Origin of the sequence: Pseudomonas sp. AB6 (assembly GCF_034314105.1) — a bacterium.
Taxonomy (GTDB): Bacteria; Pseudomonadota; Gammaproteobacteria; order Pseudomonadales; family Pseudomonadaceae; genus Aquipseudomonas.
In genome coordinates, this window is the sequence record NZ_JAVIWJ010000001.1 from 810,668 (window position 1) to 823,490 (window position 12,823).

Genomic DNA, 12,823 nt, shown 5'->3' on the forward strand with positions numbered 1-12,823 from the left:
GGCGAAGGGCTGATGCGGTGTGTCCGTTAACTCGTCTCGCCGACACATTGGTTCCACAGACAATCGCAATCAGTCAGTACTTATCGCGACACGTCGCTCGCTGACCGCGTGCAGCAGGAAACTGATGAGTGCGATCAACGGCATAGCACTACCCACCAGCACGATCCACAACCATCCGCCTTGTTCGTACAACACACTGGCGACTGCCGAGCCGATAGCCCCGCCGATAAAGATGCTGGTCATGTACAGCGCGTTCAGACGGCTGCGACTGCTGGCATCCAGCGCATATACGGCGCGTTGACCCATCACCATGTTCATTTGCACGCAGAAGTCGAGCACGACGCCGGTCACGGCTAACCCGACCACGCTGTACACCGGGTGAATCAGTGCAGGCAAGAAGCTCAGCACCGCCAATATCAATGCCAGCAAACTGGCGACGCGCGTATGCCCGGCGTCAGCCAGACGGCCGCTGATGGGCGCGGCAACGGCGCCAATGGCCCCGACCAATGCGAACAAGGCAATTTGCGTCTGCGACAGCCCGTGATTACGCGCCAGTTCTACCGGCACCGCAGTCCAGAACAGGCTGAACGCGGCGAACATCAATCCTTGATAAAGCGCCCGCTGACGCAGCACCGGTTGAGTGCGCAATAAGGTCCACAGCGAACCCAGCAGCTGGCGATACGACGCGCTGTGGCTGGGTTGGCGTTTCGGCATGGTGGTGGCGAGCACCACGCTGATCAATGTCATAACGACTGCCGCTGTGATAAATACCGCGCGCCAGCCGAAGTGGTCGGCAATCACGCTGGACAACGGTCGCGCCAGCAAAATACCCAGCAACAGCCCACCCATGATGCTGCCGACCACTCGGCCTCGGGATTCCTCAGGCGCCAAATGCGCGGCCAGCGGGATCAGAATCTGCACCGATACCGAACTGAAACCCACCAGTAACGACGCCAGCAGGAACACATTCGGCTGTTGACTGAAGGCCGCCCCCAACAAACTGATGATCGCCAGCAGCGCGGTCATGATCATCAGCCGGCGGTTCTCCAGCAAGTCACCCAGCGGCACAAGGAAAAACAGGCCAATGGCGTAGCCGATTTGAGTCAGCGACACGATCATGCTGGCCATGGTGCTGGACAGGCCGATGTCAGGCGCAATCAACTCGATAATTGGCTGGGCGTAATAAAGGTTGCCGACAATGGCACCACAGCAAAACGCAAACAACGTCACCCTCCCGCGCGTCATGGTGTGGGAGTTGTCGGTGTGGGTCGTAATACTCATGGACGTTCTCGTTCGCGCTTTTGATAGCGCGCAGGCTAATGGTTTCGCCCGCAAGTAAAAAGGGTCGTGGCCGTGATAGCTAATATGCTTGGAAAGAATAAACAGCTAAATCACTCAGTGCTGAACCTGTATAAGCCAACTTGTTGGCGAGGCGTCTGACCGTGTGTGTCAGGAAAGGCGCTTCGCGAACAAGTTCGCTCCTACAGATTTTTCTGACCGGAAGCTCCCTCCAACTCAATATCCAGCCGTTTCAACCTCGACGCCAAGGTCGTCGGTTTGATCCCCAGCAATTCCGCCGCGCCGCCTTTGCCGAACAACTTTCCGTTGGCCGCTTTGAGGGCAGCGTGCATGTTGTTGCGCTCCAGTTCTCGCAGTTGCGCGTCGGTTATGACCGATGACGGCATGAACAGAAGGGTGGTGCTTTCGGCGCTTTTAGGTTCGTCCGGGAGGTCCATGTTCAGATCAGCACCACGGGAGGTAATCAGCGCGCGCTCGATGACGTTTTGCAGTTCGCGGATGTTGCCCGGCCATGAATAACGCTGCAAACGCTCGATGTCGCTGTTGCGCAGGCGGCGGCCGGGCATGTTCAGGCGTTGGCTGGTTTGCTTGAGAAAGTGCGCGGCCAGTGGCGGGATGTCCATGGCGCGGTCGCGCAGGGCCGGGGACTGGATCGGGAACACGTTCAGCCGAAAATACAGGTCTTCGCGAAAGCGCTTGGCCGTGACTTCCTGCCGCAAATCCCGGTTGGTGGCGGCGATGATCCGTACATCGACCTTGCGCGTGCGTTCTTCACCAACCCGTTCGAACTGGCCTTCCTGCAACACCCGCAGCAGCTTGCTTTGCAGCTCCAGGGGGATTTCGCCGATCTCGTCGAGAAACAGTGTGCCGCCGTCGGCCAATTCAAACCGTCCGACCCGGTCCCGAATCGCCCCGGTGAACGCGCCACGAATGTGCCCAAAGAACTCGCTTTCAAACAGTTCGGTGGGGATCGCCGCGCAGTTAACCCTAATCAACGGGCTGGCGCTGCGGCGGCTGGCTTGGTGGATGGCGCGGGCAATCAGCTCTTTACCAGTGCCGGATTCGCCGTTGATTAGCACGCTGGCGTCAGTGGGTGCGACTACATCGATCTGTTTGATGATCTTCAGAATCGGTTCGCTTTGGCCGACGATTTCCCGGAAGTTGTGCTCGATGTGGATTTCTTCCTGCAAATACGCGTTTTGCTCCTCCAGCCGCTGTTTGAGGACGTTGAGTTCTTTGAGAGCGCTTTGCAGTTGATTCTCAGTGTTGCGGCGTTCGGTGATGTCACGAAAAACCACCACGGCGCCGGCGATTCGGCCATCGGAAATAACCGGGGTGCTGGTGAATTCCACCGGAAAACTGCTGCCGTCGCGGCGCCAGAACACTTCTTGGCGCCCTTCGTGAATCACGCCGTCGCGCACCGCTTTATAGATCGGGCAATCTTCCACCGGGTAATGACTGCCGTCGGCATGGGTATGGTGGTGAATACGATGGATATTCTTGCCGATCATGTCCTCGGGTTCCCAGCCGAGCATGCGCGCGCCAGCCGGATTGACGAACGTCGCCAGGCCGTCACTGTTGATGCTGTAGATGCCATCGCCCACTGAGCTGAGCAGCAACAGGTTGTCGCGCTCGGACTCTTGAAACAGGTTAAGAATGTTACGCCACTCGATCAGCCCGCCGCGCATGGTGCGCTCAGTATGAGCTTGATCGCGCTGGTACTTCTGATGACTCAGCTCGCGCAGCACCAGAATCAGCTGCTGCTCGCCCTTGATGTGTAGGGTGGTGGCCGATATTTCCAGCTCGATACGCTCACCGGTCTTGCAATGACAGCTCAGCTCTTCAGTCCAACCTAGGCCTTTGTCTAGCACCGCTTGGGTAAATACGATCAGGTCCGCCAACTGATGACCGAACAGTTTGCTCACTGGCAGCGCCAGCAACTCTTGGCGCGGATAGCCGAGTAGCTTGCAGGCGGCGACGTTCAGGTCCCCAAAGCGGTCGGCATAGGGATTGAGCAACACGATGGCTTCGGCGCAGTGTTCAAACACCATGTGCCGTGACGAATACGCCAGGTCGGCCCAGTTGCTGAGGGAGTCTGTTTCGGTGGTCATTACGAAATCTCGTGATTTGCCGCTACGAATATTCGTATTTCTACGTGAATGCGTGGTTCACCGGTAGCATCAGCTGTGCGATAAAAAACCGTATCAGATGGGCTTTATTAACCAATTCAATGACTTAAGTCAGTGCAAATTTTATTTTAATTTTCTGGCACGGCGTTCGCTCTCTCTGTTTCAACCCGGCAGCCACTTAAGGCCGCCGCCAAAGAAAAAAAAGGAGAGCGACGACATGCCTACCGTGGATATTCCTCATTACAAAGACGGCGACTTTCTGGTCGATTACGAAGAAAAAGTCTTCGAAGACGTCAAAGCCGAGCCCGGCGAAAAAGTCCTGATCACCTTCCACACCATCGCTTTCGAAGGCTCCATCGGCCTGGTCAACATGCTTCAGGCCAAGCGTCTGCTGCGCAAGGGCTTTGAAACCACCATCCTCTTGTACGGCCCCGGCGTGCAGTTGGGCGTGCAGCGTGGTTTCCCAACCCTAGGTGCTGAAGCGTTCCCAGGCCATTTGGCGGTGAACAAGCAACTCATCCAGTTCATGGAAGAGGGCGGCAAAGTCTATGCCTGCCGTTTTGCTTTGCAGGCGCTGTATGGCCAGACCGAAAAAGCCTTGATCGAAGGTATCCGTCCGATCAACCCACTGGACGTGATGGACCTGCGTCTGCTGATGCGCCGTGAAGGCGCAATGATCATCGATACCTGGACTGCATAAAACAAAACGCCCCTTGTCCGTAGGAGCCAACGTGTTGGCGAGCGGCCTTCGCGGTTTGTCAGAAATGCCGCCTCGCCAACACGTTGGCTCCTACCGATATTTGTCACTCCATCAGGACCCCCATCATGCCCATCATCAAAGCTGCCGCCGTACAAATCAGTCCGGTGCTTTATAGCCGCGAAGGCACTGTGGACAAGGTCTGTCAGCAGATCATCGCCCTCGGTCAACAGGGCGTGCAGTTTGCGGTCTTTCCGGAAACGGTGGTGCCGTACTACCCCTATTTCTCCTTCGTCCAACCGCCGTTCGCCATGGGCAAGGAACACCTCAAACTGCTGGAACAATCGGTCAGCGTGCCGTCGGCCTCGACCCTGGCCATTGGCGAAGCGTGCAAGCAAGCCGGGATGGTGGTGTCCATCGGCGTCAACGAGCGCGATGGCGGCACGATCTATAACGCACAGTTGTTGTTCGACGCCGACGGCAGCCTGATTCAGCACCGACGCAAGATCACCCCGACTTATCACGAGCGGATCATCTGGGGCCAAGGCGACGGTTCTGGCCTGCGCGCAGTCGACAGCGCCGTCGGACGCATCGGCTCCCTGGCGTGTTGGGAGCATTACAACCCGCTGGCCCGCTACGCACTGATGGCAGATGGCGAGCAAATTCACGCGGCGATGTTTCCCGGCTCGCTGGTGGGCGAGGTGTTCGCTGACCAAATCGAGGTCACCATTCGCCACCACGCCTTGGAATCCGGCTGCTTCGTGGTCAACGCCACCGCATGGCTCGACGCCGATCAGCAAGGCCAGATCATGCAAGACACCGGTTGCAGCCTCGGCCCGATCTCGGGTGGTTGCTTCACCGCCATCGTCACCCCGGAAGGCAGGTTGCTCGGCGAACCGCTGCGCTCCGGCGAAGGCGCAGTGATTGCCGACTTGGACCTGGCGTTGATCGACAAGCGCAAACGAATGATGGATTCGGTGGGCCATTACAGCCGCCCGGAACTGCTCAGCCTGTTGATCGACCGCACGCCCACCGCCCATGTGCATGAACGCAGCGCCCATCACCTTGCCGTCGTGTCTACCGAGGAGCTTGATCATGCAAACCAATGAATTATTGGCTGAGCTGCAATGCCACGGCGTACGTTGGCCAGCGGCGCAAAACGGCTTGTCACGGCAAGGCGGGGCAGGGCCGTCGGACCACAAGGCGCTGAGTTTCGGCAGCCGGACCCTGATGGTGCCGATCCTCAATCAAGCCTCACAGGACTCGCCCTACCAGGCGCAACCCACCGCTGACGGCAGCCAGGCACTGATTTTTCGTCAAGGCTTACAGGTCGGCCTGGTGCAAATGCCGGGTGTGCCGAAGTTTTATGGGTTAAGCACCGCCGAGGGTATTCCGTATTGGAAAATCGCCACGTTACACAGCAGTGACGTGCTCGCCACCACGGTGTTGCAGCACTGCATTCGCTTCAATGATCGCGCCACGTCATGCCAGTTTTGCGCCATCGGCCAATCGTTGGCGGCGGGCAAGACCATCGCTCGCAAGCGCCCGCAGCAATTGGCTGAAGTGGCCAAAGCGGCCGTCGAGCTGGACGGTGTGAAACACATGGTCATGACCACCGGCACCCCGCAAACCGCCGACCGTGGCGCCGCGATTTTGTGTGAGTCCGCCGCTGCGGTGACCGCTGCGGTTGACCTGCCGATTCAAGCGCAATGTGAGCCGCCCGACGACGATCGCTGGTTTCAGCGCCTGGCCGACAGCGGCGTGGTGTCGCTGGGCATGCACCTGGAAGCGGTCACCGATGAGGTGCGCCAACGGATCATGCCGGGCAAAGCCGAAGTTCCGCTGAGCCGCTATTTCGACGCGTTCAGCGCGGCGGTCGAGGTGTTCGGGCGCGGGCAGGTCAGCACTTACATCCTTGCCGGTCTCGGCGACAGCGAAGCAGCGATCAGCGACATGAGTGAGCGTTTGTGTGCGCTGGGCGTGTACCCGTTCGTGGTGCCCTTCGTGCCCATCGATGGCACGCCGTTGGCCCATCACCCGAAACCCGACAGCGCGATGATGGCCCGGTTGTACCCGCAGATCGGCGCGAGCTTGCGTCGTCACGGCTTGCATTCCGATCAGATCAACGCCGGTTGCGCCAAATGCGGCGCGTGCTCGGCGCTTAAAAGCTACGAGTGATCGACTGTCTCTGGAGCCCACTTATGCACAACCTCGCCTTTGCCTTGGTCGACAGCACCTTCGAGCCGTTTCGTGCAGGCCAATTGCTGATTAAACCGGCGACCGAAACCTGGGAAAAACAGGCTTATTTCGCCCTGCGTCGTTCGGTGTTTTCAGATGAACAACAACTGCTGGCGCAGGACAAGGACGGCCACGACTTCCAGGCTATCGCCATTGTTGCGTTGGGCGGCAGTTGTGGCATGGCGGACCAGGTGGTGGGGGCGGTTCGGATCTATCAGCCAGAACCTGGCCTGTGGTTTGGCGGGCGGTTGTGCGTTGCTCAGGCTTATCGACGCCACAGCATGATCGGCAAGGCATTAGTCAATGAAGCCGTGTCGCGGGCCAAGGAGCTGGGTTGCGAGGTATTTCGCGCCACAGTGCAGGCGCCCAATGAAGTGTATTTCCACGGCCTGCACTGGCAGACGCTAGAGCCTTTACAACTGCTCGGTCAACCGCATTGCCTGATGCAAGCCGATTTATCGAGCTACCCATTAATGCCACGTCAAGTGTCATTGCGCCCCCTGAAGGTGGCTCGCCATGACTGACATTTTGAATCTCGCTGCGCTGCTCGATACCCTGCGCAGCACCCCGGCCATGCTCTCCAAACAAGCGATTCAGCAACCCGCCGAGGTGATGGGCGATGTTCATCGCTCCCTCACTCGCGAACAGCTATATGCGCTGCCGGGCGACGATACCGCTGCCATTGCCTGCGGCGATCATTTTCAGCTGTTGGCCATCGAAGGCATGTTGCCGGGCTTTGTTCAGGCGGCGCCGTGGTTTGCCGGTTGGTCGGCGGTCATGGCGAACGTCAGTGACATCACCGCCATGGGCGGTCGCGCCACCGCAGTGGTCAACGCGTATTGGCATCACGAACACGAGGCAGCGAAGCAGGTGTTGACTGGTATTCGAGCCGCTTGTGAGGCCTACGGATTATTGCTGGCTGGGGGTCACACCAGTCTCGCCTGTGGTAATCCGACCGCGCTGGCCGTCGCTATTACCGGCGTTGCCCACAAGCTGTTATCGACCCTGCATGTGGCGCCGGGCCAAGTGCTCGCCATGGCCGTGGACCTCGAAGGTGCCTGGCATGCCGACAGCACCTATTGGAAAGCCTTCGAAGGCGTTCCGGCCGAGCGCCTGCGCAGCAAACTCGAAGTGCTACCGCGTCTGGCCGAAGCTGAACTGTTATACGCGGCCAAAGACATCAGCAACGCCGGCGTATTGGGCAGCCTGTTGATGCTGCTGGAGACCACCGGCTGCGGCGCCACTATTGACCTCAACGCCTTGCCCTGTCCCCTCGGCGCCGATCTGGCGCGCTGGCTGCAGGTATTTCCCAGTTACGGTTTTCTGATGACCCTGGAGGAGGGTAACTGGATCAACGTTCAGGCGGCTTTCGCCTTCGAAGGCTTGCGCTGCGAACGTATTGGTCAGGTCAACGCCAGCGGTTCGCTGGAGGTTCAGGCGGGTGAGCAGCGCCGCACTTTTTGGAACCTGCGCGAGCAGGCGTTCACCGGTTTCAGCTATCCCGATCACGACTTGAGCCCTTTAAAGCTTACCCAACAGGAGCATTGATATGCCCGCCGTCAATTTCAAAGTCCGCTGGCCTAACGGCAAAGAAGCAGCCGGTTACTCACCGTCCACCGTGATCTACGAACACCTGCAAGAAGGCGTCAGCTACCCGTTACCGGATTTTCTAAAGCGCCTTGAAAGTGCTTTGAACGACGCCTCGGAGCGGGTCAAGCAGGTTAAAGGCTTCTATTGCAGCTCGGCCATGGACACCTTGAATTCACTTAAAGGGCAGGCCAGCGTTCTCGATGCGCGGCACTACGACACCGGTCAGGTGGAAATACTCAGTATGCGCACCGAAGGCGGTGGCCGGGTTCCCGGTGCCGGTTGGAGTTCGTTCTGATTCGTTTGCGTCTTTGTTTTTAAACCTTATAGCCCTCGCGGCGGAGAGCCCTCATGGTTCAGCTCACTTCAGTCAAACCAGCCCATCACAGCGTGATCGTCGTCGGCGGCGGCCAGGCCGGATTGTCTGCCAGTTACTACCTGCAACAGCAAGGCATCGACCATTTGTTGCTGGAAAAGCACAGCGTGACCCACGCTTGGCGCCACCAACGCTGGGATGCCTTCAGCCTGGTTACGCCCAACTGGCAATGCGCGCTGCCAGGTTACACCTACAGCGACCAGTTCAAGGGCCAGGACCCCCACGGGTTCATGAAGCGCGATGAGATCAATACGTATCTCGCGGGATTCGCACAATCGGTCAACGCCCCGCTGTTGGAAGGCGTTACCGTGCAGCGCGTAGTGCCCCGTGCCAGTGGTGGCTATGACCTTCATACCTCCCAAGGCGAGTACACCGCCGATAAGGTCATCGTCGCCTCAGGCGGCTATCACACCCCAATCATTCCGCGTTTGGCTGAGCGTTTACCGGCGGGCATCCAGCAGATTCACTCTGAGCAATACCGCAACCCGCAGGCGTTGCCGGCGGGCAATGTGTTAGTGGTCGGCTCGGGTCAATCCGGTGCGCAAATCGCTGAGGACTTGCACCTTGCCGGGCGCAAGGTTTATTTGGCCGTTGGCGACGCCCCGCGTTGCGCGCGGTTTTATCGCGGCAAGGACGTAGTCGATTGGCTGGCGCAAATGGGCTACTACGACATTGGCGTTGACACCCACCCGCTACGTGAAGGCGTGCGCGACAACACTAACCACTACGTCACCGGTCGTGACGGCGGACGCGACATCGACCTGCGTCAATTCGCCAACGAAGGCATGGAGTTGTTCGGCCGCCTGGAAGGGTTGAACGGCGTTTGGCTGCAGTTTGCCAGCAATCTCAGCGAGAGCCTGGACAGTGCCGATGCCGTGTATAACCGGATCAATACGACCATTGACGGCTACATCGAAAAGAACGCAATCGATGCCCCAGCCGGTGAGTTTTACTCGCCGGTGTGGACGCCCGAGCAAGAGCGCGCTGAGCTAGACCTTGAAGCACACGGCATTACTAGCATCATCTGGTGCATTGGCTTTACCCCTGATTTCACTTGGGTCGAAGCCCCCGTGTTCAATGGTCGCGGCCATCCCGGTCATCAGCGCGGCGTGACGACTCAACCCGGTTTGTATTTCCTCGGCCTGCCGTGGCTGTACACCTGGGGTTCGGGCCGCTTCTCCGGCGTTGCTCGGGACGCTGAATATCTGGTTGAGCACATCGCCGGGGTCGCTGAAGAAAAGCGTGAGGCGCGACTGTCGTTGGCGAGATAGCCTTCACATAAGCATCGGTCATTCGGTTCTTTCAGGAGTTGATTTGTTGGCGAAGCATTCTCTGTTTTGTATCAAACAGGCCGCTTCGCGAGCACGTTCGCTCACAGATGGCAGTAGCGCGCCTGGTGTGGTTTTTACGGCAGGCTATAGTGCTTACTTGACGAGATTTTATGACGGGAGAATACTGCGTCAAATATTCATATATATGACTGGGAGCTATAAATATGAATCAGCTGTCCAGCGATGCTCGCCTGCCTCTTTATCAGCGTCTGCGTGATCAGTTGGCGCAACAGATTGCCAATAACCGTTGGCGACCGGGGGAGGCGATTCCTACCGAAGCCGCACTTTCCAGCGAGTACTGCCTGTCCACCGGAACGGTGCGTAAAGCCATTGATATGTTGGTCAACGAGAACATCCTCGAACGCCAACAAGGACGCGGCACCTTCATTCGCCGTCCGCAATTTCAGTCTTCGTTGTTTCGTTTCTTCCGGTTCCAAACCGCTTCTGGCGAACGCCAAGTGCCTGAAAGTCGCATCCTCTCCATCGAACCAATGAGCGCGCCTTCGGCCGCCGCCCAAGCGCTGGGGCTCGCGCCAGAATCGCCGGTCATTCGCGTGTTGCGTGTGCGATTGCTGGATGCGCAACCGGTGTTGGCTGAAGAAATCTGGCTGCCACGTATTCAATTCCAAGCGCTATTGGACATCGATCTGGATCAACAAGGGCCTTTGCTCTACCCGATCTACGAAGAGTTCTGCGGCCAAGTGGTTGCTTATGCCCAAGAGACTTTGACCGCCGATCTAGTCAGTGAGATTCACGCTCAGTTGCTACAGATTCCGGTCAATAGCCCGGTGGTGGTGATTGAGCGACTGGCGCGTAATTACGCCGGCGAACCCTTGGAATGGCGCCGTTCAAGAGGACATGCCAGCCACTTTCGTTACTGCGTCGATATCCGCTAACCGCTGAGTGATTCCCTAAATAGGTGCCTCTCTAATAAGGATAAAAATAATGTTCAAGTGGTATCGCGACATCACTTCTCGAGAGCGCAAGACATTCTGGGCCTGTTTCGGTGGCTGGTCGCTGGATGCTCTGGAAGTGCAAATGTTTGGTTTGGCGATCCCGGCGCTGCTCGCCGCGTTCGCCTTGAGCAAAGGTGACGCCGGTTTAATCAGCGGCGTAACGTTGATCACCTCGGCGCTGGGCGGCTGGATCGGTGGGACGTTGTCCGACCGTTACGGCCGCGTCCGCACCCTGCAATGGATGATCCTGTGGTTTTCGATATTCACCTGCCTATCAGCCTTCGTTACAGGCTTCAATCAGCTATTGATCGTAAAAGCCCTGCAAGGCTTTGGGATTGGCGGCGAGTGGGCGGCCGGTGCGGTGCTGATGGCCGAAACCATCCAGCCGAAATACCGTGGCAAAGTCATGGGCACGGTGCAAAGCGCCTGGGCCGTGGGTTGGGGTATTGCGGTGGCTACTTTCGCGCTGATTTATTCCTTCGTGCCCGAAGCCATGGCCTGGCGGGTCATGTTTATGATCGGCCTTCTGCCAGCGCTGTTGATCATCTGGGTAAGACGCAATGTTGAAGAGCCCGACAGCTTCCAGCGTCAACAAAAAGAACAAATCAAACCCGTGAGTTTTTTTACCTCAATGGCCGGTATTTTTCGTCCACAGTTGTTGCGCGTGACGCTGCTGGGTGGGTTGTTGGGCCTCGGCGCACATGGTGGTTACCACGCAGTCATGACCTGGTTGCCGACGTTCCTTAAGACCGAACGCCATTTGTCGGTGCTCAGTTCCGGTGGGTACTTGGCGGTGATCATTGTCGCGTTCTGGTGTGGTTGCGTAGTCAGCGGATTTTTGATCGACAAAATCGGCCGTCGTAAAAACATCATTCTGTTTGCGCTGTGCTGCGTGGTGACGGTGCAGTGCTACCTATTCCTGCCGCTAACCAATACTCAAATGTTGTTTCTCGGTTTCCCCCTTGGATTCTTCGCTGCTGGTATTCCTGCGAGCCTGGGGGCGCTGTTTAACGAGCTGTACCCTGCCGACGTACGCGGCGCGGGCGTGGGTTTTTGCTACAACTTTGGCCGGGTTGTGTCGTCTGTGTTCCCGTTCATGGTCGGCCATATGAGCGAATCCATGTCGCTTGGCTCGGCGATTGGCATTGATGCGGGGATAGCCTATGGCGTTGCGGTCATGGCGGCCATGTTGCTACCGGAAACCCGAGGCCGTTCACTGGATGCCACGGCAGTGGCGTCTGAGGTTTCAGTGAACAAAACAGAAGCCGCCCAGGCTTGATTCTGCTTCCTAACCACGCGGCCAATTTGCTGCGCTCACTTTTTAGATGAGTTCCATGCCTGATATTTGTCGGTCCGCAAGCCCTCTTCCGATCCTCGGCGTAGACGCCCATGCCCATGTTTTTAGCCGTGCACTGTCAATGGCGTGGGCCCGGCGTTACAGCCCGGGATACGACGCCACGCTGGATCAGTATTTGACGTACTTACGTGTGAGCGGCCTGAGCCATGGGGTGTTGGTACAACCGAGTTTTCTCGGGACGGATAACAGCTACCTGTTGTCTGCCTTACAACAGGCGCCAATACAATTGCGCGGCGTGGCAGTAGTCGACACCGGCATCAGCCGCGAAATGATGATGAGCATGGCCGAGCAAGGCATCGTGGGCATTCGCTTGAACCTGATGGGACAAGCGCTGCCGGACTTTACCGACCCCAAGTGGAAGTCGTTGTTGAGCCAGGTCTCAGCGTTGGGCTGGCACGTTGAACTGCACCGCGACGTTGAAGACTTGCCGATGCTGCTCAGTGCGTTGATGGCGTATGACTGCAAAATAGTCATCGATCATTTCGGTCGCCCGGATGCGTTGCTGGGTGTGGAGCAACCGGCGTTTGCGCAGTTGCTGGAGCTGGGGTTGAGTGGGCGAGTCTGGCTGAAAGTATCGGGCATTTATCGATTGGGTGGCGACCTGCGACAGAACCTGACTTTCGCCCAAGAGGCGATGCCGTTGTTGATTCGGGCGTTCGGCACAAAGCGTTTGGTATGGGGTAGCGATTGGCCCCACACCCAGTTCGAAGGGCAGATGGATTATGGCTCCGCGGTTGAGCAGCGTAGGCAACTGGGTTGGTCGGCGCAGGTTGAACAGGCCATATTGGTGGATGCGCCCCGAAGCTTGTTTGGGCTTGCGTGTTTGTAGGCGCCGCCGAAGGTTGGTTTAGGC

12 protein-coding genes are annotated in these 12,823 nt (G+C 58.0%); 10 read left to right on the forward strand and 2 right to left on the reverse strand.

The genetic code is table 11. The features are described 5' to 3' along the window. Nucleotides 1-69 precede the first annotated feature (69 nt). On the reverse strand, nt 70-1,281 hold the full coding sequence (locus tag RGW60_RS03775) for an MFS transporter (RefSeq protein ID WP_322202276.1): 1,212 nt from the start codon (nt 1,279-1,281) through the stop codon (nt 70-72). Nucleotides 1,282-1,481: 200 nt separating this feature from the next. After that, nucleotides 1,482-3,410: a sigma 54-interacting transcriptional regulator gene (locus RGW60_RS03780; protein ID WP_322202278.1), complete on the reverse strand. Its 1,929-nt coding sequence runs from the start codon at nt 3,408-3,410 to the stop codon at nt 1,482-1,484. 235 nt (nt 3,411-3,645) lie between these two features. On the opposite strand from RGW60_RS03780, the gene RGW60_RS03785 reads away from it, so the two are divergent. From RGW60_RS03785 to RGW60_RS03830, 10 genes are all read left to right on the forward strand, one after another. Beyond that, nucleotides 3,646-4,128, forward strand: coding sequence for an MSMEG_0572/Sll0783 family nitrogen starvation response protein (locus tag RGW60_RS03785; RefSeq protein WP_297843590.1), 483 nt, complete (start codon nt 3,646-3,648; stop codon nt 4,126-4,128). Between the two features lie 125 nt (nt 4,129-4,253). Then, entirely contained in the window at nt 4,254-5,234 is a 981-nt protein-coding gene (locus RGW60_RS03790; protein ID WP_322165126.1) for a Nit6803 family nitrilase, read from the forward strand. Further along, a complete protein-coding gene (locus tag RGW60_RS03795) occupies nt 5,221-6,303 on the forward strand; it encodes an MSMEG_0568 family radical SAM protein (RefSeq protein WP_322202281.1) in 1,083 nt (360 codons plus the stop codon). Before RGW60_RS03790 ends, RGW60_RS03795 begins: the two co-directional genes overlap by 14 nt. 23 nt (nt 6,304-6,326) lie before the next feature. Then, nucleotides 6,327-6,887 carry an MSMEG_0567/Sll0786 family nitrogen starvation N-acetyltransferase gene (locus RGW60_RS03800; RefSeq protein ID WP_322202283.1) on the forward strand — a complete coding sequence of 187 codons (561 nt, stop codon included), beginning with the start codon at nt 6,327-6,329 and terminating at the stop codon, nt 6,885-6,887. Beyond that, a complete protein-coding gene (locus RGW60_RS03805; protein WP_322202285.1) occupies nt 6,880-7,911 on the forward strand; it encodes a sll0787 family AIR synthase-like protein in 1,032 nt (343 codons plus the stop codon). The genes RGW60_RS03800 and RGW60_RS03805 overlap by 8 nt, the downstream gene beginning before the upstream one ends. Before the next feature lies 1 nt (nt 7,912). Then, complete coding sequence (locus tag RGW60_RS03810; RefSeq protein WP_322202287.1) at nt 7,913-8,248, forward strand: MSMEG_0570 family nitrogen starvation response protein; 336 nt, start codon at nt 7,913-7,915, stop codon at nt 8,246-8,248. A 53-nt stretch (nt 8,249-8,301) separates the two neighbouring features. Continuing rightward, nucleotides 8,302-9,597 carry an MSMEG_0569 family flavin-dependent oxidoreductase gene (locus tag RGW60_RS03815; RefSeq protein ID WP_322202289.1) on the forward strand — a complete coding sequence of 432 codons (1,296 nt, stop codon included), beginning with the start codon at nt 8,302-8,304 and terminating at the stop codon, nt 9,595-9,597. Nucleotides 9,598-9,821: 224 nt separating this feature from the next. Then, nucleotides 9,822-10,553 (forward strand): GntR family transcriptional regulator, encoded by a 732-nt coding sequence (locus RGW60_RS03820; protein ID WP_322202290.1) that lies wholly within the window; start codon nt 9,822-9,824, stop codon nt 10,551-10,553. 49 nt (nt 10,554-10,602) lie between these two features. Next, complete coding sequence (locus tag RGW60_RS03825; protein ID WP_322202292.1) at nt 10,603-11,892, forward strand: MFS transporter; 1,290 nt, start codon at nt 10,603-10,605, stop codon at nt 11,890-11,892. 55 nt (nt 11,893-11,947) lie between these two features. Beyond that, nucleotides 11,948-12,799 (forward strand): amidohydrolase family protein, encoded by an 852-nt coding sequence (locus tag RGW60_RS03830; RefSeq protein WP_322202294.1) that lies wholly within the window; start codon nt 11,948-11,950, stop codon nt 12,797-12,799. Nucleotides 12,800-12,823: the final 24 nt, after the last annotated feature.

Coding starts and splice junctions, on each gene's coding strand:
- RGW60_RS03775 (WP_322202276.1), bottom strand. CDS start 1,281: ATGAGTATTACGACCCACACCGACAACTCCCACACCATGACGCGCGGG.
- RGW60_RS03780 (WP_322202278.1), bottom strand. CDS start 3,410: ATGACCACCGAAACAGACTCCCTCAGCAACTGGGCCGACCTGGCGTAT.
- RGW60_RS03785 (WP_297843590.1), top strand. CDS start 3,646: ATGCCTACCGTGGATATTCCTCATTACAAAGACGGCGACTTTCTGGTC.
- RGW60_RS03790 (WP_322165126.1), top strand. CDS start 4,254: ATGCCCATCATCAAAGCTGCCGCCGTACAAATCAGTCCGGTGCTTTAT.
- RGW60_RS03795 (WP_322202281.1), top strand. CDS start 5,221: ATGCAAACCAATGAATTATTGGCTGAGCTGCAATGCCACGGCGTACGT.
- RGW60_RS03800 (WP_322202283.1), top strand. CDS start 6,327: ATGCACAACCTCGCCTTTGCCTTGGTCGACAGCACCTTCGAGCCGTTT.
- RGW60_RS03805 (WP_322202285.1), top strand. CDS start 6,880: ATGACTGACATTTTGAATCTCGCTGCGCTGCTCGATACCCTGCGCAGC.
- RGW60_RS03810 (WP_322202287.1), top strand. CDS start 7,913: ATGCCCGCCGTCAATTTCAAAGTCCGCTGGCCTAACGGCAAAGAAGCA.
- RGW60_RS03815 (WP_322202289.1), top strand. CDS start 8,302: ATGGTTCAGCTCACTTCAGTCAAACCAGCCCATCACAGCGTGATCGTC.
- RGW60_RS03820 (WP_322202290.1), top strand. CDS start 9,822: ATGAATCAGCTGTCCAGCGATGCTCGCCTGCCTCTTTATCAGCGTCTG.
- RGW60_RS03825 (WP_322202292.1), top strand. CDS start 10,603: ATGTTCAAGTGGTATCGCGACATCACTTCTCGAGAGCGCAAGACATTC.
- RGW60_RS03830 (WP_322202294.1), top strand. CDS start 11,948: ATGCCTGATATTTGTCGGTCCGCAAGCCCTCTTCCGATCCTCGGCGTA.